19 protein-coding genes are annotated in these 23,597 nt (G+C 60.3%); 3 read left to right on the top strand and 16 right to left on the bottom strand.

The genetic code is table 11. The features are described from left to right. Window positions 1–374: 374 nt before the first annotated feature. The 14 genes from hemE to rpmH form a co-directional block, all read right to left on the bottom strand. A complete protein-coding gene (hemE, locus tag DNK49_RS21775) occupies window positions 375–1,445 on the bottom strand; it encodes a uroporphyrinogen decarboxylase (RefSeq protein ID WP_110529908.1) in 1,071 nt (356 codons plus the stop codon). Between the two features lie 89 nt (window positions 1,446–1,534). Next, window positions 1,535–3,004, bottom strand: a complete 1,470-nt coding sequence (locus DNK49_RS21770) for a TrkH family potassium uptake protein (protein WP_110529906.1) — start codon at window positions 3,002–3,004, stop codon at window positions 1,535–1,537. Between the two features lie 5 nt (window positions 3,005–3,009). After that, on the bottom strand, window positions 3,010–4,413 hold the full coding sequence (trkA, locus tag DNK49_RS21765) for a Trk system potassium transporter TrkA (protein WP_110529903.1): 1,404 nt from the start codon (window positions 4,411–4,413) through the stop codon (window positions 3,010–3,012). Between the two features lie 206 nt (window positions 4,414–4,619). Beyond that, the gene (locus tag DNK49_RS21760) at window positions 4,620–5,867 is read right to left on the bottom strand and encodes a sigma-54-dependent transcriptional regulator (protein WP_110529900.1); all 1,248 of its coding nucleotides are present in this window, start codon (window positions 5,865–5,867) and stop codon (window positions 4,620–4,622) included. A gap of 3 nt (window positions 5,868–5,870) precedes the next feature. After that, window positions 5,871–7,991 carry a sensor histidine kinase gene (locus tag DNK49_RS21755; RefSeq protein ID WP_110529896.1) on the bottom strand — a complete coding sequence of 707 codons (2,121 nt, stop codon included), beginning with the start codon at window positions 7,989–7,991 and terminating at the stop codon, window positions 5,871–5,873. Beyond that, window positions 7,988–8,590, bottom strand: a complete 603-nt coding sequence (locus tag DNK49_RS21750; protein ID WP_424445303.1) for a DUF4390 domain-containing protein — start codon at window positions 8,588–8,590, stop codon at window positions 7,988–7,990. Before DNK49_RS21750 ends, DNK49_RS21755 begins: the two co-directional genes overlap by 4 nt. Continuing rightward, window positions 8,550–9,779: a 16S rRNA (cytosine(967)-C(5))-methyltransferase RsmB gene (gene rsmB, locus DNK49_RS21745; protein WP_243632475.1), complete on the bottom strand. Its 1,230-nt coding sequence runs from the start codon at window positions 9,777–9,779 to the stop codon at window positions 8,550–8,552. The genes DNK49_RS21750 and rsmB overlap by 41 nt, the downstream gene beginning before the upstream one ends. A gap of 200 nt (window positions 9,780–9,979) precedes the next feature. Continuing rightward, on the bottom strand, window positions 9,980–10,753 hold the full coding sequence (locus DNK49_RS21740; protein WP_211164149.1) for a sulfite exporter TauE/SafE family protein: 774 nt from the start codon (window positions 10,751–10,753) through the stop codon (window positions 9,980–9,982). Continuing rightward, the gene (locus DNK49_RS21735) at window positions 10,750–11,541 is read right to left on the bottom strand and encodes a methyltransferase domain-containing protein (RefSeq protein WP_110529888.1); all 792 of its coding nucleotides are present in this window, start codon (window positions 11,539–11,541) and stop codon (window positions 10,750–10,752) included. Before DNK49_RS21735 ends, DNK49_RS21740 begins: the two co-directional genes overlap by 4 nt. 12 nt (window positions 11,542–11,553) lie before the next feature. Continuing rightward, complete coding sequence (locus tag DNK49_RS21730) at window positions 11,554–11,787, bottom strand: oxidoreductase-like domain-containing protein (RefSeq protein WP_110529886.1); 234 nt, start codon at window positions 11,785–11,787, stop codon at window positions 11,554–11,556. Between the two features lie 86 nt (window positions 11,788–11,873). Continuing rightward, entirely contained in the window at window positions 11,874–13,232 is a 1,359-nt protein-coding gene (gene mnmE / locus DNK49_RS21725; protein ID WP_110529883.1) for a tRNA uridine-5-carboxymethylaminomethyl(34) synthesis GTPase MnmE, read from the bottom strand. Beyond that, window positions 13,204–14,853: a membrane protein insertase YidC gene (gene yidC / locus DNK49_RS21720; RefSeq protein WP_110529881.1), complete on the bottom strand. Its 1,650-nt coding sequence runs from the start codon at window positions 14,851–14,853 to the stop codon at window positions 13,204–13,206. The genes mnmE and yidC overlap by 29 nt, the downstream gene beginning before the upstream one ends. A 126-nt stretch (window positions 14,854–14,979) precedes the next feature. Further along, entirely contained in the window at window positions 14,980–15,342 is a 363-nt protein-coding gene (gene rnpA / locus DNK49_RS21715; RefSeq protein WP_207807078.1) for a ribonuclease P protein component, read from the bottom strand. A 1-nt stretch (window position 15,343) separates the two neighbouring features. Next, window positions 15,344–15,478 carry a 50S ribosomal protein L34 gene (rpmH, locus tag DNK49_RS21710; RefSeq protein ID WP_002926183.1) on the bottom strand — a complete coding sequence of 45 codons (135 nt, stop codon included), beginning with the start codon at window positions 15,476–15,478 and terminating at the stop codon, window positions 15,344–15,346. Window positions 15,479–15,770: 292 nt separating this feature from the next. On the opposite strand from rpmH, the gene dnaA reads away from it, so the two are divergent. The 3 genes from dnaA (at window position 15,771) to gyrB (ending at window position 21,118) form a co-directional block, all read left to right on the top strand. Then, the gene (dnaA, locus tag DNK49_RS21705) at window positions 15,771–17,246 is read left to right on the top strand and encodes a chromosomal replication initiator protein DnaA (RefSeq protein WP_207807080.1); all 1,476 of its coding nucleotides are present in this window, start codon (window positions 15,771–15,773) and stop codon (window positions 17,244–17,246) included. Window positions 17,247–17,290: 44 nt separating this feature from the next. Continuing rightward, window positions 17,291–18,397: a DNA polymerase III subunit beta gene (dnaN, locus tag DNK49_RS21700; protein WP_110529876.1), complete on the top strand. Its 1,107-nt coding sequence runs from the start codon at window positions 17,291–17,293 to the stop codon at window positions 18,395–18,397. A 222-nt stretch (window positions 18,398–18,619) separates the two neighbouring features. Next, entirely contained in the window at window positions 18,620–21,118 is a 2,499-nt protein-coding gene (gene gyrB / locus DNK49_RS21695; RefSeq protein ID WP_110529928.1) for a DNA topoisomerase (ATP-hydrolyzing) subunit B, read from the top strand. 307 nt (window positions 21,119–21,425) lie between these two features. Here the strand turns inward: gyrB and DNK49_RS21690 are convergent, their stop codons facing one another. Then, the gene (locus tag DNK49_RS21690) at window positions 21,426–21,743 is read right to left on the bottom strand and encodes an antibiotic biosynthesis monooxygenase family protein (RefSeq protein WP_110529873.1); all 318 of its coding nucleotides are present in this window, start codon (window positions 21,741–21,743) and stop codon (window positions 21,426–21,428) included. Between the two features lie 80 nt (window positions 21,744–21,823). Then, on the bottom strand, window positions 21,824–23,431 hold the full coding sequence (locus tag DNK49_RS21685; RefSeq protein WP_110529870.1) for an LA2681 family HEPN domain-containing protein: 1,608 nt from the start codon (window positions 23,429–23,431) through the stop codon (window positions 21,824–21,826). Between the last annotated feature and the right edge of the window lie 166 nt (window positions 23,432–23,597).

The raw sequence follows: 23,597 nt of genomic DNA, 5'->3' as shown, positions 1-23,597 counted from the left end.
AATCACAATGAATTCAGCTAGTTGCAGAGAAAACTTGAAGTTCAGCTGCGGAAAGCTACGCTAAGCCTTTGCCCTGCAGTATCACTTTGGTTTGTCCACAAAAGCTGTGGATAAGTTTGTGGGAAAACTGGGTGAATCGCCCTGAAAGCGGTGTGAATCAAGCACTTCTGTCACTTTGCCTTAACATGAGGCAAAGTTTTTAATGTTTTAAATCAATAACTTACAAACACCCCAGATGAATGCACCATTACGGTGACTGTTTTCTTCCAAATTCACGCCGGTGTGCATAAGTCAAGCGATAAAGTCGATTTTTTTGCTTGACAGTATGGCCGGAAGGTCGCACGAAAACCCCTCCGGCCATGATATCGAGCCGCTTACGCGCCGCGACGAATTGCCCGGCTATGCGCATGCACGGTATCCACCAGCACCGCAACATTCTCGGGCGGGGTGTACTGCGAAATGCCATGCCCCAGGTTGAACACATGACCGGGATACGGCCCAAAAGCGTCGAGCACCTTGCGTGTCTCGGCGGCCACGACCTCTGGCGGCGCGAACAGCACATTGGGGTCGATATTGCCCTGCAGTGCGACCTTGTCGCCAACCAGCGCACGCGCCCGGCCAATATCCATGGTCCAGTCCAGGCCCACGGCATCGCTGCCAATCGCTGCAATTGACTCCAGCCACAGGCCGCCGCCCTTGGTGAAGACGATGGACGGCACACGCTGGCCATCGCGCTCGCGGATCAGCCCGTCGACCACGCGCTGCAGGTAGGCCAGCGAGAACTCGCGGTACGCCGCCTCCGAGAGGACGCCGCCCCAGGAATCGAACACCATGACCGCCTGCGCGCCTGCCTCGATCTGCGCGTTCAGGTACTTGACCACCGCATCGGCCGTCACCGACAGGATATGGTGCATCAGGTCGGGCCGACTGTAGGCCATGGTCTTGACCTTGCGATAGTCGTCCGACGAACCGCCTTCGACCATATAGCAGGCAAGCGTCCACGGACTGCCGGAGAAGCCGATCAAGGGCACGCTACCGTCGAGAGCCCGCCGGATCTCGCTGACGCCATCCATCACATACTGCAGCTCAACATGGGGATCGGGTGCGGAAAGATTGCGGATCTCCCACTCATCGCGCAGCGGTCGCTCGAAGCGCGGACCTTCGCCTTCGGCGAAATACAGCCCCAGTCCCATCGCATCCGGCACCGTCAGGATGTCGGAAAACAGGATCGCGGCATCCAGGTCGTAACGCGCAAGCGGCTGCAGCGTCACCTCGCAGGCCATTGCCGGGCTCTTGCACAGTTGCAGGAAGCTGCCGGCGCGCTTGCGCGTCTCGCAGTACTCGGGCAAATAGCGTCCAGCCTGGCGCATCAGCCAGACGGGGGTGTATTCGGTGGGCTGGCGCAGCAGTGCGCGCAGGAAGGTATCGTTTTTCAGGCGGCTCACGTCGAGTCCTCTCGTCCTGCCAATCGGCAACAAGGCGTGATTATCGCCTGTTGTGCGACCGGATGGGTTGAGCGCCGTCAGGCGATGCCCTATCGACGCCAGAATGCGGGCGTCAGCACGACCAGGAAGGTAAAGATTTCAAGGCGTCCGAGAATCATCGTGAACGACAGGACCGAAGTCTGGAAGTCGTCGAGCGAACGGTAGTTGGACGATGGCCCGACTGCGTCGAGCCCCGGCCCGGTGTTGTTCAGGCAGGCCACCACCGCCGAGAACGCCGTGATCAACTCGAGGCCGCTCGCAGCCAGCACCAGGGTCAGCGATACGATGCTGACCATGTACATGAAGCTGAAGCCGAGCACCGCATGCAGGATCCCCTCCGACACCGGCTGGCGGCCGAGACGGACCGGCCTGACGGCATTCGGATGCAACGAACGGATGATCTCGCGGAACACCTGCTTGTACAGGATCATCGCCCGCATCATCTTGATGCCGCCGCCGGCAGACCCTGAACAGGCAATGAAGCTGCCCAGAAACAAGACCCAGATCTGCGCGAACATCGGCCACAAGGTGTAGTCGTAGGTCGCCAGCCCCAATGAAGTCGAGATCGACACCACATGAAAACCGACATACCGCAGTGCGGTCCAGACATCCGCGTGGGCGTTGAACTGCATCAGATAGGCGGTCAGCATCAGCGTGCTGAATACCAGCACGCCGAAGAAAAACGGAATTTCCGGATCGTTCAGATACGGGCGGACAGAGCGACGGGACAAAGCCAGATAGTGGGTCGCAAAGTTCAGCGCCGAAGCCAGCGCAAACACGATCACCACCAACTCGACCTGCAGATTGTGGAAGTGCCCAAGTGAAGCGTCCTTGTTGGAGAAGCCCCCCAGCCCCGCCACGCTGAACGCATGGATCACCGCATCCCATGGCTCCATGCCGACATACCACAGGCTGAAACCGCAACCCAGGGTCAGCAGGATATAGGTCAACCACAACCCTTTTGCGGTCTCGGCGATCCGCGGCGTCAGACTGCTCTCCTTCATCGGCGTCGGTACCTCGGCCTTGAACAGTTGCCGCCCGCCGATACCCAGCAGGGGCAGGATCGCCACCACCAGCACAATGACACCCATGCCGCCGATCCAGTGCATGAAGGTGCGCCACAGATTGATCGAAGTCGGCAGATCGTCCAGCCCGCTCAGCACCGTCGCACCCGTTGCGGTCAGGCCGGATACCGCTTCGAAATAGGCATCCACTACCGACAGGTCCGGCAGGTAACTCAGCAAAGGCAATGCCCCGAACACGGGCAACACCACCCAGGTCGAGGCGACCAGCAGGAAACCATCGTGCACCCGCAGGTCGCGCCGCCTGCCACGCGTCCCCATCCACAAGGCTGCACCGGCCACCAGGGTGATCACGATCGCCTGGTCGTAGGCCAGGGTCGCACCGTCGTCCAGCCAGATCGACACGCTGAGCGGAAACAGCATCAGCAGACCGAAGATGACGATGATCAGGCCAAGCGCATTGAGCGCCGGAAAATAGGGGTGAAGGGGAGACGGCATCGACTTCAGAGGAAGGTGAATCCGACCTGGAACAGCTTCTCGACCTTGCCCACCAGGTTCTTGTGCGTACAGAACACGATGACGTGGTCACCGTTCTCGATCAAGGTGTCGTGATGCGGGATGATGACCATACGGCGGATGATCTTGCCATCCCCCCGGCGCTCATCACGGACGATGGCGCCAATGGTGGCACCCTTGGGCAGGGCGATCTCCTCGATGCGCCGGCCGACCACCTTGGAGTCCTTGGGCTTGCCGTGAGCGATGATCTCCAGGGCCTCGGCAGCACCACGACGCAGACTATGTACCGCCACCACATCGCCGCGACGCACATGCGCCAGCAGTGACCCAATCGAGGTGTGGGCGGGAGAAATCGCGATGTCGATCGGCCCGCCCTGCACCAGGTCGACATAGCTCTTGCGATTGATCAGTGCCAGCGTACGCCGTGCCCCCATCCGCTTGGCGAGCGAGGCGGACATGATGTTGTCTTCCTCGTCATTGGTGAGCGCAACAAACAGGTCAGTCTCGTCGATACCCTCGTTTTCCAGCAGCTTTTCGTCGGTGGTATCACCCCGCAGCACCAGGGTATGGCCCAGTTGCGTGGCCAGCATCTCGGCACGACGCTTGTCCACCTCGATGATCTTGACGTGGTAGTCGTTCTCGATCGACCGGGCGAGGCGGAAGCCGATATTGCCTCCCCCTGCGATCATGATGCGCCGCATCGGCTTGTCGGTGCGCCTCAACTCACGCATGACCTGGCGGATATGCACCGAAGCCGCCAGGCAGAAAACTTCGTCGCCGGGCACGATGACGGTATCCCCTTCGGGGATGATCGGCTCGCCATTGCGATAGATCGCGGCAATACGCACTTCGACGTTGGGCAGGTGAAAGCGCAGCGCCTTCAGCGGATGGCCGACCAGCGGCCCGCCCTCGAAGGCTCTCACACCAATCAGGCTGACCACGCCGTCGGCGAACTCCAGTACCTGCAGTGCTTCGGGAAACGCAATCAGGCGCTTGATGTAGTCGGTGACGATCTGCTCCGGACAGATGGAGAAATCCACCGCAAAGTTGTTCTCGTCGAGCAGTTCCGGATGATCGACATAGTCGGTCGAGCGCAGGCGTGCAATCCGCGTCGGCAGGTTGAACAAGGTCTTGGCAATGCGGCAGGCGCACAGATTGGTCTGATCGGACTGGGTCACCGCGATCAGCAGGTCTGCGTCGTCGGCACCGGCATCGCGCAGCACCGAGGGCGACGCGGCATTGCCGCACACCGTACGAACCTCCAGACGCTCGCGCAACTCGGCGAGATAGTCCGGGCTGGTATCGACCAGCGTGATATCGTTTGCTTCCGACACCAGATTTTCAGCCACCGACGCGCCTACCTGCCCGGCGCCAAGAATGATGATTTTCACCGGGACAACCCCAGGAGCAACTCAAGAGCGGCTGATTCTACGCCCTGTTTCCAGGACAAGACACAAATTGTTGCGACGCGGCAACGCCTTGGTGCAACGGCCCCCAGAACGCAAAACCGGGCCCACGCCATCTGCCTGACAGATGGCGCGGGCCCGACGGCTTGGACATCGTATCCAGCTCGCGGCAAGCCTTGGCAAAGAACCGCTCAGGCCTCTTCGTGGCGACGTCCGGCCTGCAGCCCCAGTTGTTTGAGCTTACGGTACAGATGGGTACGCTCCAGCCCGGTTTTTTCGGCCAGCCGCGTCATGTTGCCGCTTTCCAGACGCAAATGATGCTCGAGGTACATCCGCTCGAAAGCCTCTCTTGCCTCACGCAAGGGCTGATCGAATGAAATTGCACAGGCCGGCGCATCGACGACCGGCGCCAGCAGGCGGCGAACCTCCGGTAGATCGATCTCCTCCTCGAGCGTGGCCAGTGCCAGCGAACGCACTGCCGCACGCAACTCACCATAGCCCCCCGCCCACGGCTGGGTGCGAAGGTAGTTGAGTGCCGCAGTGGACAGCCGGCGCAAGGGCACGTCCCCCGCTTCGACCAGGTGCAGCAGGATCTGGTTGGCGAGCTCGGGCAGATCGTCCCGGATCTCCGCCATCGCGGGCGGGACCAGGCTGACCTCGAACAAGCGGTCGAGCACCGCCTCGTCCCAGCCCGCGGCAAGCAGTGCGTCGTGATTGTGGTCGGTGGCAACGATCAGCCTGAGGTCATAGCGCTCCAGGCGATCCAGCGCAAAGACCAGGTTCTTCTGCTGCGCTCGCGACAGTCGCGACAGTTCAGAGACAAACAACACGCCCCCTTGCGCCGCCTGCAACTGGGTCAGGTCGAGAGGATTGCTGACTGCGGCCAGATCCAGCCACGGCGCCCCCGGGGCCTGCAGGCTGCGGGCAACCAGTTCGGCAAGACTGCCCGCACCGACCCGCAACAGCAGGATCCGGGAACTGTCCGCCATCTGTTCGATACGCCGTTTCAGGTCACGCAAGGGCATGGACCGGGTGAACGCGGCCAGCGTCAGGGGGGCAGGCGTTCCCTGCGTCACCGGTCGTTGCAGGCCACGCTTGACCGCAGCAAGCAGTTTCTGCAACGCAATCGGTTTTTCGAGGTAATCGATCGCACCAATGCGGGTCGCCTCAACCGCCGTATCAATGGTGCCGTGACCGGACATCATCACCACCGGCATGGTCAGCTGACCATTGGCCGACCACTCCTTGAGCAAGGTGATGCCGTCGGTATCGGGCATCCAGATGTCGAGCAGCACCATATCGGGCCGCCCGGCGTTACGCGCTGCGCGTGCAGCCGCAGCGTTCTCGGCGAGCAGCACATCGTGTCCCTCGTCACGCAGGATTTCCGACAAGAGTTCCCGGATTCCGACTTCGTCGTCAACGATGAGTAGCTTGGACATGTTTCAGTGTTCACCGCTAGTGATTAGGGTCCGCAGACGGATTCTGACTTCGGCGCCGCCGACATCGCGATTGGCAACCCGAACGTCGCCGCCGTGTTCGGCAACGATCTTCTTGACCATCGCCAGGCCCAGGCCAGTGCCTTTGGATTTGGTGGTGAAATAGGGCTCGAAGGCACGCGCCAACACCTCTGCCGGAAATCCCGGACCATTGTCGCGAAACACCATCAGTACCCGATCTCCGTCCCGGCGAATGATCAGGGTGATCTCGCCGTCCTCCTGTCCTGCTACTGCATCCTGCGCATTCTGCAGCATATTGTGGATGATCTGGCGGATCTGCGACGCATCACCCAGCACCGGGGGCAAATCTTCGGCCACCTGCAGCCTGATACGCAAGGCTGCACTTTCATACAGGGTCAACACTTCACGCAGCAGTGCGGCCAGATCAAGCGGCTGCAACTCCGGTGCCGGCAATCTGGCGTAGTCGCGGAAAGCATTGACCAGATTCTTCATTGCTTCGACCTGGTTGACGATGGTTTGCGTCGAACGTTCGAGCATCTGACGCCCATCATCGTCCAGGCGGTCGGCCAGTTTGAACGCCAGGCGCTCGGCCGACAACTGGATCGGCGTCAAGGGATTCTTGATCTCGTGCGCCAGACGCCGGGCAACCTCCCCCCAGGCCGCCGTGCGCTGCGCATCGATCAGCCGGGTGATGTCGTCGAACACCACCACCAGGCCACCACCCGTCGCATCCGGCAGGCGCGAACCGTGAATCAACAGGGTCAGCGGAGAGCTGTCGGCAACCGGTAGTTCAATCTGGGTCTGCCAGTCCCCCGTATTGGCCTCGAACCCCGCAAGCAGCGCATCGCGGAAATGTGCATGCCGCGGCCATTCAGCCAGCGCAATATCCTCGAATCCGGCCAGATCGTCAGCGAGGATATCCATCGCGCCACGGTTCGCGGCACGCAAGGTACCATCCGGGGCGAAGGCCAGCACCCCGGTCGACAGGTTGGCAAGCACGCTCTCGAGGTAGGCGCGCGCCGACTCCACCGCCGCACGGTTTCGATCGGCCGCGGCTCGTGCATCTTCCAGCTGCCGCACCATCTGGTTGAACGATTGGGTCAGCACCCCAAGTTCATCACGTGCCGGCAAAGCCTGGCGAGGCCGGTAATCGCCCTGCGCAACGGCCTGCGTCCCCTCGGCCAGAATCAGCAAGGGTGCCGCCAGACGACGGGTCAGCACAAAGGCGACAGCCACTGAGCCCAGCAGGGCCAGCAGCAGGGTCATGGTCAGCGTGACCGTGTAGATGCGTCTCAGACCGGCACGCCCCAGCGTCAGCTGCTGATAGTCGCGATAGGCCTCCTGCACCGCCTCGGCGTGACGCCCGAAGGTTTCCGGTACGGGCTGTACCAGTTGCAGCAGATCCGGCTCGCCGATGATCGAACGTCGCGGAATCGGCATCAACACGCGGATCAGCAAGCGACCGTCGGTACTGCCATCCACCATGTGGATACCACGGGTCTGGCGTGCCTGGCGCATCTGCGCCAGCGACGGCAGATCGGGGATCAGCGCCATGACGCCATCCGACGCCGTCGCCAGCACATGCCCATTGGCGGCCAACACCGTCACGCTACTGACACCCGCCATCTCGCGCAGACGGTTGAGACGGCTGGGCGTCACGACATCCTCCCCTTCGAGCTCGAGCACCATCTCGCCTGCCTTGGTGTTGACCTGACTGACAAGGTAATCCAGGGCATTCTGCCCCAGCGCTATCCCACCCTCCAGCGCAGAGTCCACCCGCACATCAAACCAGGACTCGATACTACGAACGACGAACTGCAGCGACACCGCATACACCACCAGCCCAGGCAACAGCGCCATCAACGCAAACATCAGCACCATTCGGTACTTGAGCCGCGAGCCAAACTGCCGCTCGCGGTACTCCCGCCACAGCGCACGCAACTGCACTCCGACCAGGCCACACAGGGCCACCACCACCACCCCGTTGAAGGCCAGCAGATAGGGGTAGGTGCCAGCAAACAGATCCGAGTTGGCGCTGGCCGAGGCCAGCAGGAAAAGCGAGATGCCAGCAATGGCCGCTATGAGGACCAGCGCAATACGCTTCATTTGGAGGTCACCACGCCGGGCAGGAAGGTCCAGCGCTGCCAGTCGGTACCCACCGTCCAGTCGCGACTGGCAATGGCGGTCACCTGAAAGGGTTTGGGCAACTGCGCCGTATCGTGGCGGAAGCGCAGCGCAACGTCGTAGGACACGCCCGGCTCCAGCGTATCGCGATCGGTCACATGCCAGTTCCGGATACGTTGCATGGTACGCAGCGCGGAATCCAGGCTTTCGAAGCTCTGGTGCAGGTTGCCGATCGACAACCGGTAGCTGCGGGTAATTGCATGATAGGAGATGCGATAGCTCAATTCGCGCTCGACAACCGCCTTGTTGAGCCAGTACCAACGCGGTTGCTCGATGACCAATTCGGCGACGAAGTGTAGCGCGATACCGCGAGTGACCGCCTCGATCAGGCGCGGGTTCAGATCAAGCTCGATATCGGCATTGAGCACATAGCCACCCTCACCCGCCACGATCTCTGCATGAGCAATACGGCTGCTGTCGGCAGCGATGGCTGCAACAGACAACAACAGCACCCATCCGGCAAATACGCCGCGGATGCGCCTAGCCAGGCTTGTGGAGCTGAGCGTAGAAAAAGCCGTCATGGTCGGCATCAGGGAGCAGCCGGAGCAGTTCCTCGGCATCTGGGTTGGGGACAATCGCCTCCGGGTGGCGACGCCTGAAGCGTTTGATCTGTTCGATATTCTCCTCGTCAAACACCGAACAGCTTGCATATAGCATTGTGCCACCGGGCGCCAGCGTCTGCCAAAGCGCATCGAGAATCTCTGCCTGCTGCCGGGCAAACCCGGAAATATCCTCGTTGCGCCGCAACCACTTGATGTCGGGATGACGTCTCACCACGCCCGACGCGGAACACGGTACATCGGCAAGAATGCGATCGAAGGGTTTTCCATCCCACCACGCAGACAGTTGTCTGCAATCCGCCACCTTGACCTGCGCGCTCAGTCCCAGTCGCTGAAGATTGCTCGTCACACGTTGTGCCCGCTGCGGATCCAGTTCAAGTGCTGTCAGTTCGACATCGGCAGTCTCGAGAATATGCGCAGTCTTGCCACCCGGCGCAGCACAGGCATCCAGCACCCTCAAACCATCCTGCAGATTCAAGCGTTGCGCTGCCTGCTGCGCACCCGCATCCTGAACCGACACCCAACCCTCTTCAAAGCCGGGAATCCGGCTCACCGCCACCGCCCGCTCGATCCGGATCGCATCTCCCGTCAAGGGCCGGGCATCGATCCCCGCCTGCCCCAAACGGTCGAGCATGGCCTCAACCGTCGTCTTGCGTCGATTGACCCGCAACGACATCGGAGGATGCAGATTCCCGGCGGCCAGCACAGCCTCCCACCGATCCGGCAAATCGCGCTTCAAGCGCGCAATCCACCATGCTGGATGCGCGTAACGTGCCTCCGGCTCGTCCTGACACCGGGCAGCCAGCGAAGAAGCTTCGCGCAGTACGTTGCGCAGCACACCATTCACCATGCCCTTGAACCCAGGCATGTCGACAGCAACGGCCTCCACCGCCTGGTCAACAATGGTATGCGCCTGCTCGGGCCGGGCCTCCAGGCGCTGTACTGCCAGCAGCAGCAAGGCATGCACCTCGACCGGTGGCGGTTTGTGTAGAAACGTGCGTAACACCCCATCACCACGGCCATATGCACGCAAGGTCGACCAACACAAATCGCGGACCGCGCCCCGTGTGCTGTCGGGCCAGTCTGGATGTTCCCTCAGCATGCGCTCGTAGCGGTCAGTCAGGTTTTCTCCACTCAGGACTGCGCTCACCAGTATCGCTGCCTTGTGGAAAGCATACGCCAGACTATCCTCCGCCAACGCGCGCGACGACGCCTGCCTTGTCGGTTGGCGATCGGACTGACGAGGCAGTGGTCTTCGGGGCGACTTGTTTTCTCTCAAGACTTTCTCTTCATTGTTTGCCTGCTGCCCACGCGGCGACAACAAGCGGTTTCACGTGAAACAAACAACACTCACCCCCAGACCGTGTCGTATGCCAGTTTGGCAATCAGTACCGACACAACCGCGAGGAACATGACCCTGACAAACCCGGTACCGTGACGTAAAGCCGTGCGCGAACCCACCACAGCACCAGTGAGGTTACAGACGGCCATGATCAGTGCAAGTTTCCACAAGATTTCGACGTTGTTGGCAAAGTAGGCGATGGCAGCAAAATTTGTCGAGACATTCACCACCTTGGCGGTGACCGATGCCCGCAAGAAATCCATACCGAGCAAACGGATGAACAGAAAGATCAGAAAGCTGCCGGTACCCGGACCAAAAAATCCGTCGTAGAAACCGATCACACCACCAATCACCACCGCAATCAGCGCCGAGCGCGCACCGTGCACACCTTCACGCGACACCGACCCCAGATCCTTGCGCAGGAAGGTATAGAGGGCCACCAGGATCAGCAATACCAGAATGACCGGACGCAGAACCGTGGGCGGCAGGTAAGCCACCGCCTTCGCCCCATACCATGCCCCTATCAGCGCAGCGATGGCGCCCGGCAATGCCACGCGCCAGGGAATCGACACCCTACGGCTGTACTGGATGGCCGCACTGGCTGTACCAATGATGCTCGCGACCTTGTTGGTACCAAACAGCACCGCCGGCGCCGTGCTCGGAAATGCCGCAAAAAGTGCGGGGATCTGTATCAGCCCTCCCCCACCGACAACCGCATCAACAAAGCCGGCACAAAAGGCAGCGAGCCCCAAGACCACAAACATCCATTCGAGATCGATCATCGTGTTTCACGTGAAACATGGGCATGCGCCCCTACAGCGACCATGAACACGCGCTTGAACGGAAACAGCACACGCCCGTCGCCCCGCATCGGGTAAGCCTGCCTCAACAAGGGCCGCAACTGCCCGATGAAAACGTCCCGTTCGTCGTCAGACAGACAATCGAGATAGGGCAGCAACGTTGTCCCCGACAACCACTGCAGCACAGCGTCCTCGCCCCTCAGCACCTGCAGATAGCGCGTCTCCCAGATCTCGACCGACTGGAAACCCCCGGCCAGCAGATCATGATAGGCCTCGACCGTCAGCACCGACCCCATGCGTGCATTGGCAACGCGATCACGCCATCTGCTGGACGCAGCCAGTTCACGAATCAGCCGATGAGAATCCGCATCGAAGTTCGCCGGCATCTGTACCGCCAGCACCCCGCCCGGTGCGAGCATGGACTGCAAGCGAGGGAAGAGTTCCGCATGACCATCGAGCCAGTGCAATGCCGCATTGGAAAAAATCAGATCAAACGAGGGCTCACCCTGCCAGCTCGATAGATCGGCCTCGACCCACTCCACCCCGCCATCCAGCGCGGCAGCGCGCGCCAGCATCTCGGCGGAACGATCGACGCCGGTCAGCCGAGCCTCCGGCCATCGCTGTCGAAGCAAGGTGGTTACCGTACCCGGCCCGCAACCAAGATCCACGACTCTCGACGGCGCACTCAGCGGAATCCGCGCCAGCAGATCCAGTGCAGGCCTTGAGCGCAAATCACCAAATGCCAGATACCGATCCGGATCCCAAGCCATGACTCCACCTTTTCAATGCGACAAACCGGTATTCACACCCAGCCGATCGGCAGCCTGATCGCGCCAGTAACGCAGCGCCGCAAAATAGCCTTCCCACACACAACCATTGCAGCCGCGACCGCAGCAACTATCCGGTATTTCGGGCGGCTGACGCAGGTCAAGCCCGGCCGCCGCGGCCCAATCCTGCACGGCAATAATCATCCGCCGGGCCTCGTCGATATTCCGCAGCGGCCACTGGAACGGCATGTCCAAGGATTCGCTCACCTTACCCCCCCTGCCGGCTCAGGCCAAAGCCGCCACTGCAACCCGCATCACTCACCGCCATAGGGTCATCACTTGCCGATGCAGAATCTCGAAAAGATGACACCCAACAGATCATCCGCAGTGAACTCGCCGGTAATCTCGCCCAGGGCCTCACCCGCCAGGCGCAATTCCTCGGCAAACAGCTCAAGCGCCGGCAGCACTTCGGCCGCCTCATGCACATGCGTCAGTGCCGCGCGCAGCGCTGCAAGGTGCCGCTCCCGGGCCAGGATCACATCCTCGCCATGTGCATGCCACCCCGCCACACGCAACAACTCGGCACGCAACAGATCGACGCCCTCGCCCTGCCGGGCAGACAACCTCAGCGCCAGACCTGCCTCACCCTCGATACGTGCTGGTTGAAGTCCGCACAGATCGATCTTGTTGAGCACGGTAATGCACTCCACCCCGGCCGGCAGGTCAAGATCGACATCCGCACCCCCTGCCTGCTCTCCCGCACGCGACGCATCCACCAGCTTCAGCACCACATCGGCACGCTGCAACTCCTGCCGGGTACGCTCGATCCCGATACGCTCGACCGCATCGCTGGTCTCACGCAAACCTGCGGTATCGATGATATGTAGCGGAATGCCTTCGATCTGTATCGTCTCGCGCAAGGCATCGCGCGTCGTCCCCGCGATGTCGGTGACAATTGCCCGGTCTTCACCCGCCAGTTGATTGAGCAGACTGGACTTGCCGACATTGGGCGCCCCCGCCAGCACCACGTTCAAGCCACTGCGCAGCAGGGCCCCCTGGCGGGCGCGATCGAGCACCCCCTCGAGCTTGCGACGCAGTGCATCGAGCCGCGGCAAGGCCCGGGCCTGCTCGAGAAAGTCGATTTCTTCTTCGGGAAAATCCAGCGTCGCCTCAACCAGCATGCGCAGGTCGATCAGGCCATCGCGGATGCGGTGGATCTCTTCGGAAAAGCGCCCGGACAGCGAGCGTACCGCCGACCGCGCAGCCGCCACCGTCGACGCCTCGATCAGATCGGCCACCCCTTCAGCCTGAGCCAGATCGAGCTTGCCGTTGAGAAACGCCCTCCGGGTAAATTCGCCGGGCTCGGCCAGCCGTGCCCCCAGTTCCAGACACCGCGCCAGCAACATCTGCATCACCACCGGGCCACCGTGGCCCTGCAGTTCGATCACGTCCTCGCCAGTAAACGAAGCGGGCGCCGCAAAGTAAAGCAACAAGCCCTCGTCGATTGCCTCACCCCGCGCATCAAGAAAACGCGCAAAGGAAGCAAGCCGAGGGCGAGGGGCACGACCGCTCAAGGCGCGGGCGAACTCGCCCAGCGCCGGGCCAGAAACGCGAACGACGCCGATGCCTCCGCGGCCCGGCGCCGTTGCAATGGCGGCGATGGTGTCAGTCGGTCTTGCTGCCGGGCTTGGCACTCTCGATCATCCGCGTGATCTGCCACTGCTGCGCGATCGACAGCAGGTTGTTCACCACCCAGTACAGCACCAGGCCGGACGGGAACCACAGGAACATGAAGGTAAACACGATAGGCATCGCCATCATGATCTTGGCCTGCAGCGGATCCGGCGGCGTCGGGTTCAGCTTCATCTGCACCAGCATGGACACGCCCATGATGATCGGCAGGATGAAATAGGGATCCTTGGCCGACAGATCCTGAATCCAGCCCAACCACGGCGCCTGGCGCATCTCCACACTACCCAGCAGCACCCAGTACAGCGCAATGAACACCGGGATCTGTACCAGAATGGGCAGGCAACCACCCAACGGATTGATCTTTTCGGTGCGGTAGAGATTCATCATCTCCTGCTGCATCTTGGCCTTGTCGTTGCCGTACAACTCCTTCAGGCGCTGCATGCGCGGACCCAGCACCCGCATCTTGGCCATCGACTTGTAGCTGGCGGCAGACAGCGGGAAGAACGCGAGCTTGATCGCCACCGTCACCAGAATGATCGCCCAGCCCCAGTTACCCGTCAGGCTATGGAACCACGACAGCACCCAGAACAGCGGCGCGGCAATCACGGTCAGGAAACCGTAATCGACCACCAGGTCCAGCCCGGGGGCGATGCCTTCGAGCTTGTCCTGCTCCTGTGGACCCACATACAGGCGGGACGCCGCACTGCCACTGGCCCCCGGTGCAATGGCGGCCACCGGCAGGATCACCCCTGCGGAATACAGGTCACCCCCCACCTTGCGGGCAAAATACTCACGCTCGATGCCAGCGGCCGGCAGCCACGCGCTGACAAAGTAATGCTGCACCATCGCCACCCAGCCGTCGCTTGCGGTCTTGGCAAACTTGGCCTTGCCTTCGGCGATTTCTTCGAACTGCACCTTCTGGAACTTGGCCGCATCGGTAAAGAACGCCGGACCGGTAAAGGTGGTCACGCCAAAGGCCTCGACCTGCTCGGCCGGCTTGCCGTCGCGCGTCAGCTGGAAATACGCATGGGCTGACAGCGGCTCGGCACCGCCGTTGTTGATTTCGTAGCTGACATCCACCAGATAGCTGCCACGACGGAAGGTCATCAGCTTGGTGACCTTGACGCCGTTCTGCTCGGGCGCCTCGAGGCGCAGCACCAGGGTGTCTTCGCCGTCCTTGAGCGCAACTTCGTCGGCCGGCAGCGCATACACCGTGCGGTGGTTGGGCAAGCCATCACCAATCAGACCCGACTCGGCCGAATACAGGTGGCGCATGCCATCGTCCAGCAGCACGAAATTGCGTTCGCGGTCGTTGGTATCCTTGTGCTGCGCGAGTTCGAGGCGGACGATGCTGCCGCCCTCGGCCGAAATATCGGCGCGCAGCATGTCGGTCACGACACGCATCTTCGGCGCCGCCTTGGCGGCCTCGGCGCTCGGCAGGGCCGTTGCGCCCGGCGTCAGCCCAGCGCTGGGCGTCGGCACCGAACTGCCGGCTGCTGCTGGCGCCGCGGCACCAGCCACGGGTGCGGGAACAGCGGGCTGATTGTGCTTGATCCATCCGTCCCACAGCATGACCAGGGACAGGGAGAAAACCAGGAGAAGAATGAGGCGACGTTGATCCATCGGGTTCGTGGTCGTGCTGTCGTTAGTCAGGGAACGGAATGATACCCGCCCTGATGAGTGAACAAATGCTGCGGGACGGTAAATCTGTCCCCCAGACAGAAAAAGCGGTCACCCGAACCGCCCCGGTCATGGCCGCGGCAACCTGGACAGCAGTTGCTGCACGTCCAGATTCAGTTCGGCACGCGTCGCCTTGGCAACCGGTGCGTGCAGGCGCAGGATCAGGTCGCAGGGCGGGATCGAAATGCGCTGGCGACGGAAGGTCTCACGCGCAATGCGCTTGACGAGGTTGCGCACGTTTGCCCGCTTGGCCAGCTTCTTGGCCACGACTACGCCCAGCCGGGCGGTATCGAGCCCGTTCGGACGGTAATGCAGCATGTAGAAGCGACCACGCAGGGCACGCCTGAAAGCAAAAACGGATGAAAATTCATCCGTTTTGTGCAGTCGGTGGGTACCGAGAAAGCGCTGGTCGGCACCCGTGGGGTCAGTCACCTCAGACAGCGAGGCGATGACGACCCTTGGCGCGACGGGCACGGATGACCGCACGACCGCCACGGGTCTTCATGCGGACCAGAAAGCCGTGGGTGCGCTTGCGACGAACGACGGAGGGTTGGTAAGTGCGTTTCATGATCGGCTGCCAGAGGTAAGGTCAAACGCGAGATTAAATTGGATAATCACCTGTTTGTCAAGACAAATTGACACCCTCGCAGAAACATGCCAACACCGGCATTTCTTTCTTGCGAATGCATCCGCCTGTGGATAAGTCCGCCGCCGAGGGGTAGAATCTCGCCTTTGATCGCCCCGCCCGACTCGCGTCCGCGCGTGCTGGCGCGGCATTCCCGTATCCCCCGTCTGCTGGCCGCTGCGTCGCGGCGGGCATGCTTTCGAGAATCGTGCCACTCACTCAAACCACCCCCTCCGTGAATCAGGACTTCTGGCCTTTCTGCCTGGCACACCTCGAGCAGGAGTTGCCGCAGCAACAGTTCAACACCTGGATCAAGACGCTACAGGCGGTTTGCAAGGTCGACGACGGCCAGCCCTCGCTCACCCTGACTGCGCCCAACCGTTTCGTCATGCAGTGGGTGCGCGAGCGCTACATGCGCCGCATCGGCGAGCTGGGCGAGGAATTCCACGGCGTGCCAGTGCAGCTCGAACTGCAATTGCCGGCCGCTGGCGCCGCACGTACCCCGATTGCTCCGGCGACCCCGGTCACCCCTGCCAACACCGGCAACAGTGACGCCCCCGCCGCAGAAGCTGCGGCCCATGCCCATGCCCAGGCACCGGCCGCCCCGCAACGCGAGGCGCGCCCCGCTACCCCCGCCATCGTCCGCAGCCCCGAACCCGAAGTCCTGTCCGGCGCCGAACTGGCCTACGACAAGACCCGGCTCAATGCCGACTTCACCTTCGACACCCTGGTCACCGGCCGCGCCAACGACCTGGCCCGCGCCGCCGCCATGCAGGTGGCGCAGAACCCCGGCACCTCGTACAACCCGCTGTTCGTATACGGCGGCGTGGGCCTGGGCAAGACCCACCTGGTGCACGCCATCGGCAATGCGGTGTTCCGCCACAATCCGCGGGCCGTGGTGCGCTATGTACACGTCGAGGACTACTACGCCGACGTCGTGCGCGCCTATCAGCAGAAAAGCTTCGATGCGTTCAAGCGCTATTACCGCTCGCTTGACATGCTGATCATCGACGACATCCAGTTCTTCAACAACAAGAACCGGACGCAAGAAGAATTCTTCCACGCCTTCAACGCCCTCACCGAGGCCAAGAAGCAGATCGTCATCACCTGCGACACCTACCCCAAGGACATCCAGGGCCTGGAAGACCGCCTCATCTCGCGCTTCGACTGGGGCCTGACGGTGCAGATCGAGCCGCCCGAGCTCGAGATGCGCGTCGCCATCCTGCAGAAAAAGGCCGAAGCCCTGCGTGTGTCGGTAGACGACGACGTCGCCTTCCTGATCGCCAAGAACCTGCGCTCGAACGTGCGCGAACTCGAAGGCGCACTCAACAAGGTCGTCGCCTACGCCCGCTTCCACGGTCGCAGCATCTCGCTCGAAGTGGCCAAGGACGCGCTCAAGGATCTGCTCAACGCGCACAACCGCCAGCTGTCCATCGAGCACATCCAGAAGACGGTGGCCGACTACTACAAGATCAAGGTCGCCGACATGCACTCCAAGAAGCGCACCCGGGTCATCGCCCGGCCGCGCCAGGTGGCGATGTGGCTGGCCAAGGAACTCACCCCGATGTCGCTTCCCGCCATCGGCGAGGCCTTCGGCGGCCGCGACCACACCACCGTACTGCATGCCTGCCGCACCATTACCGAGCTGCGCCTTGGTGATCACCAGCTCAACCATGATGTCCACGTGCTCACCCAGGTCCTGCGCGGCTGAGCCTCATCCCACCTCCCGATCAACCTTCTTACCAGACTGACGCCATGCTCCTGCTCAACGCTCCCCGTGACGCGCTTCTCGCCCCGCTGCAGTCGGTGGCCGGCATCGTCGAGAAACGCCACACCCTGCCGATCCTGTCGAACGTGCTGATCGAGAAGCAGGGCGACCGCCTGACCCTGCTCGCCACCGACATCGAGATCCAGATCCGCACCACCACCGCAGGCCACAACGGCGGCGAAGACATCTCGATCACGGTCGCCGCCAAGAAACTGCAGGACATCCTGCGCGCCCTGCCCGACACCGACATCAACCTGACGCTCGACGACAAGCGCCTCACCGTCAAGGCCGGCCGCAGCCGCTTCCAGCTGCAGACCCTGCCCGCCGCCGACTACCCGCGCATGAACCTGCCCGACGGCGACGCCACCCGCTTCCAGGTGCCGCAGCGCACCTTCAAGCGCCAGCTGGCCCAGGTCGCCTACTCCATGGCGCAGCAGGACATCCGCTACTACCTCAACGGCCTGCTGCTGATCGCCGAAGACACCGAACTGCGCATGGTCGCCACCGACGGTCACCGCCTGGCCTACGCTGCCAACACGCTCGACGCCCCGGTCAACCAGCGCTGCGAAACCATCCTGCCGCGCAAGACCGTGCTCGAACTCTCGCGCCAGCTTGCCGACAGCGACGATCCGCTGGAAGTCATCCTCGCCGGCAACCAGGCGGTATTCCGCTTCGGCGCCATCGAGCTGGTCACCAAGCTGATCGACGGCAAGTTCCCCGACTACCAGCGCGTCATCCCGCAAAACCACCCCGGTCTGGTCGCACTGCCACGCCAGGCCCTGCTCTCTGCGCTGCAACGCGCCGCCATCCTCACCAACGAAAAATTCCGCGGTGTGCGCATGGTGCTGGACGACGGCGCCCTGCGCATCGTCAGCTCCAACTCCGAACAGGAAGAAGCCCAGGAAGAACTCGAAATCGACTACCACGGCGCCAAGCTCGACATCGGTTTCAACGTCACCTACCTGCTCGACGTGCTCAACAACCTGTCGTCCGAAACCATCGAATGGCGTTTCAACGACGGCAACTCGAGCGCCCTGATCACCCTGCCCGGCAACGAACACTTCAAATATGTCGTGATGCCGATGCGGATCTGATCCCCACACCTGACCGGATCGGCCGGCGCGCTTGAATACCGCTGCCCCCACAGGCGCAGCCCCAACCAGCCCGCCCCGCCGCCCGGTCAGGCAAACGCCACCGCCCACCCCACCCGGGTGTGCCGGCAGCGCAGCACCTAAGCGCAACCCGGCGAGCAATCCTCGCCAGAACCTCGTCCTTCCAGGGCCGAGAACCGTGTTCTTTGAATCACCGAGATGACCATGTCCGAACCGCAAAACCAGCCCGTCCAACCCGCCGCCGAAAACGCCTACGACGAATCCAGCATCCAGCAGCTCGAAGGCCTGGAAGCCGTGCGCAAGCGTCCCGGCATGTACATCGGCGACACTTCCGACGGCACCGGCCTGCATCACATGGTGTTCGAAGTCGTGGATAACTCCATCGACGAAGCCCTGGCCGGCCATTGCGACGACATCGTCATCACCATCCACGCCGACAACTCCATCTCGGTCGCCGACAACGGTCGCGGCATCCCGGTTGGCGTCAAGATGGACGACAAGCACGAACCCAAGCGCAGCGCAGCCGAAATCGTCATGTGCGTGCTGCACGCCGGCGGCAAGTTCAACCAGAACAGCTACAAGGTTTCCGGTGGCCTGCACGGCGTCGGCGTATCCTGCGTCAATGCGCTGTCCAAGTGGCTGCGCCTGGTCGTGCGCCGCGACGGCAAGAAGCACTTCATGGAATTCAACCGCGGCATCCCGCAAGACCGCGTCATCGAAGTCGTGGACGGCATCGAAACCAGCCCGCTCAAGATCATCGGCGAATCCAGCAAGCGCGGCACCGAGGTGCACTACCTCGCCGACGAAGAAATCTTCGGTACCGTCGAATACCACTACGACATCCTCGCCAAGCGCCTGCGCGAGCTGTCCTTCCTGAACAACGGCGTCAAGATCCGCCTGCTCGACCAGCGCACCGGCAAGGAAGAAGACTTCGCCTTCGCCGGCGGGGTCAAGGGCTTCGTCGAATACATCAACCGCACCAAGACCGTACTGCACCCCACGGTGTTCTATGCGGCCGGCACCACCCGCATCCCCACCGGCGCCGGTCACGATGCCGAACTGGCCGTCGAAGTCGCCATGCAGTGGAACGACAGCTACGCCGAACAGGTGCTGTGCTACACCAACAACATCCCGCAGGCCGACGGCGGCACCCACCTCACCGGCCTGCGCGCGGCGATGACCCGGGTCATCAACAAGTACATCGAAGAAAACGAGATCGCCAAGAAGGCCAAGGTCGACATCACCGGCGACGACATGCGCGAAGGCCTGGCCTGCGTGCTGTCGGTCAAGATGCCCGACCCCAAGTTCGCCAGCCAGACCAAGATGAAGCTGGTCTCCTCCGAAGCCCGCCCCGCGGTGGAAGAAGTCGTCGCCAACAAGCTCGGCGACTTCCTGCTGGAAAACCCCATCGACGCCAAGACCATCTGCAACAAGATCGTCGAAGCCGCCCGCGCCCGCGACGCCGCCCGCAAGGCACGCGAAATGACGCGCCGCAAAGGCATCCTCGACGGCGTCGGCCTGCCCGGCAAACTGGCCGACTGCCAGGAAAAGGACCCCGCGCTGTGCGAACTCTACCTGGTCGAGGGTGACTCCGCAGGCGGCTCGGCCAAGCAAGGCCGCGATCGCAAGTTCCAGGCCATCCTGCCGCTCAAGGGCAAGATCCTCAACGTCGAGAAAGCCCGCTTCGACAAACTGCTGCAAAGCCAGGAGATCGCCACCCTGATCACCGCGCTCGGCACCAGCATCGGCAAGGACGACTACAAGCCCGAAAAACTGCGCTACCACCGCATCATCCTGATGACCGACGCCGACGTCGACGGCGCCCACATCCGCACCCTGCTGCTCACCTTCTTCTACCGCCAGATGCCCGAACTGGTCGAGCGCGGCCACATCTACATCGCCCAGCCGCCGCTGTACAAGATCAAGCACGGCAAGACCGAGCTCTACATCAAGGACGACCACGAGCTCAACGGCCACCTGCTCAAGCTCGCCCTCGACGGCGCGGTGCTCACCCCGCGCGAAGGCGCCGCCCCCATCGCAGACGAAGCCCTCGGCGGCCTTGCCCGCAGCTACCTGCTGGCCGAAGCCGTCATCCGCCGCCTGGCCAGCTACATCGACCCCGAAGTGCTGCAGGCCATGCTCGCCCACGACATCGCCATCAGCCTCGACAACGAAGACGAAGCCCGCGCCTCGGCCGACCGCATCCAGCCCCACCTGCCCGAAGGCCTCAAGCTCTACGCCGAATACCACGAAGAAGCCGAAGGCTGGCGCCTCACCATCGAGCGCCTGCACCATGGCAACCGCAAGTTCGGCTGGGTCGAGCACGACTTCCTGGTGTCCGGCGACTACCGCACCATCCGCACCGCCAGCGAATCCATCGCCGGCCTGATCGGCCCCGGCGCCGAGATCCGCCGCGGCGAAAAGCGCCAGCTCGTCACCCGCTTCGCCGACGCCATCACCTGGCTGCTGAACGAAGTCGAACGCGGCATCACCAAGCAGCGCTACAAAGGCCTGGGCGAAATGAACCCCGACCAGCTCTGGGAAACCACCATGGACCCCGCCGTCCGCCGCCTGCTACGCGTACAGATCGACGACGCCATCGCCGCCGACGAGATCTTCACCACGCTGATGGGCGACAACGTCGAACCACGCCGGGCCTTCATCGAGGGCAACGCGCTGTATGCGCAGAATATTGATGTTTGATTTTGTCGAGTGACAGAAGCCATGAAGAAAGCTCCCGAGGGAGCTTTCTTCATGTTGGTGCTCGGGAGGTCGAATGTGGGGGATTCGGCCTGTGCTGCCGGTGGCTTGACGGGTGAAGTCAGGCCGCAATGTGCCGGTCACCTGCCGTTCGACCGTCAGGCGACGGCGAACGACAGCTTCTCCTACCTGCGAAGTAGAACTTCCGACCCGTTGCTGCCGTTCAACTTTGAGGGAAGCTGTCACTCAACGCCGAGGTAACCGGACACTTTGAAGCGTCAGCGCAAAAGCGGTCCGGTTGACAGACTGGTTAAATGCCGTACTCACGCTCAACCTTGGCCACCCGAACCCGAAAACCGGAATACCAGTGCTGATGGCCAAGTCGCTGGGCCTCTCGATGCTCAGCATTTTTCTTCCAGTTGGTGATTGCTTCAAGGCTTGCCCAGTACGACACGGTAATACCTACGCGCTCCCTAGCAGACTCAATACCCAGAAATCCGGGTTGCTCTGATGCCAATGCCACCATTCGTTCAGCCATTTCAGAGTACCCATTGTCACCTTCCGTGCGATGACTGCTGAAGATCACCGCGTAGTATGGAGGTTCAGGTGTTTTAGCAATCTCTGACATAACTTCCTCTAGGCTTTTAACGCCCGCATTTGCGGCTGGTTTGAAGCGCAGCGGAAAACCAGTCCGGCAACATGCGATTGTTATAAATCTTTGTCTTCAAATATATAATCTTTTCGATGGATACTGTTAGGAAAATAAAGAACTCCATCTCTCTTTTCTTTTAGTGCTTTATCCCGAACTGTGAAGACAAACGAAAATATTGCAGATCGAGTTAATTGCAATATTCGCCTTAGATGCGCTATGAATTCATCTTCTTTAATAAATACTATGTTGTCCATAAATTCGTAAGACTCATAGATATCGCTTGGGGTATCGCTTTTATGAATAACCACAAACTCGTGCTCTAAGTCATTTCTCAGCTTTTTTAAAAATGACCACTCGCCATCTTTCTTTTCATTCAAATCTGTAGCGATACTATACAAAGCTAGGAGCCCTGGGCTTTTATTACGATTAAAAAGCTCCCTCCTATTGTCACGATCCAGCTGCCAAAAGCTTTGGAAATATACCTTTGCATTAGGCGGATAAAGGTCAAGTAGTTCGCAAATAGCTATACCTATTTTATCCAATATACCAAAGCATGCTCGAAAAGCAGTTCTAAGCTTTTCGACATCTATACCTAGCAGCTCATCATTAAAAAGCTCAGAAAAACATGAATCGTGGAGCAACTCATAATCATTCTCTGTTGTAAGATATTCAAAATACAAACGTCGTGAGAACGAAAACTCTGACTTCAATCGGTTAAGAACCATTTCCATAGGAACAACAAAATCACCAACTACCCCTCCTGTAGTGGGTATAGTTAAGTTATCTCTGGAGCTTCCCACGCATTGGCAGTACAAACCATGTTCAGACAAACTCAAGTTATTGTCTAAACAAAATTTTCTGTAACTACTTAGTCTGTCATACTCGTCTTTAGTTTTCTCTGAATCATGCAAGTCAGGTTCAATACCCGCATCTCTGCATACCTCGCTAATCTTATTTTTATGAAAAGCGACCTGCTCTTTATAGTGATCTATCCATGCGGGAGGAATCTGCTTCGATAAAAGTACATTTTCATACCCACTTTTAATCTGTTCCAGCATTTGTATTGAAAATGTGTTTGAAACTTGGTTCAGCATAATAAGAGTTGCAGACCTATTGATCCATGACTGCGGGATATCGAGGTTCAATGTATTTACTAGATCGTAGCATTCCATAGCCTCTGCTATTCGAAACTGCTGCTTTAAGGAGTTCCCTAAATTAACTATATAGGTAGGCTCAATTTTTCCAGCATTAATATCCTTGAATGACTTAATAGCTTTCCAAAGGTCTGTTTTTATCTCTACAAGTTGTTCGATTGAAGAAAAGGTATGGTTAAATGGGTTCTTCTCACTAATTAAATTTGATTTTGCATTACTCAAATTGTAATAGTAAGCATCTTCTCCTAGCTGTTCGATGACCTCATTCTTATGTTCATTGAGAATATCCAAGCCTTTTTTAGCTGAGCCAAAACATGGCTTCATGTGTCCAATATCAATAAATATACTGGCAATATTAGATATTATTGTGAAATATAGAGCATCTTTTTCAGCGCCTTCATTGACTTGTTGATACAAAATATCGACGCCATTCATAGCTTCATCAAACTGTCCAAGACTTACTGCCTCTGACAATCTCTTTAACTCTAAAGCTATGCTCTCTATGTCCATGAGATCTTCGATTGAGATTTATAACGAATAGGGTTTATGCGGAACAAGTCAAGATAGTTGTCGCCTGATTCATGCAACCAACTGCGCTATATCTTCAGCATTCACCTGCTCGCGCACGACTGCGTCGCGCTCCGGATTGAGCGTGACCGCGCCGACCGGCGTCCAG

The organism is Parazoarcus communis SWub3 = DSM 12120 (assembly GCF_003226565.1).
In the GTDB taxonomy this organism is placed as follows: domain Bacteria; phylum Pseudomonadota; class Gammaproteobacteria; order Burkholderiales; family Rhodocyclaceae; genus Parazoarcus; species Parazoarcus communis.
Note: the sequence above shows the minus strand (reverse complement) of the source record. Positions and strands in the feature narration are given on the sequence as shown.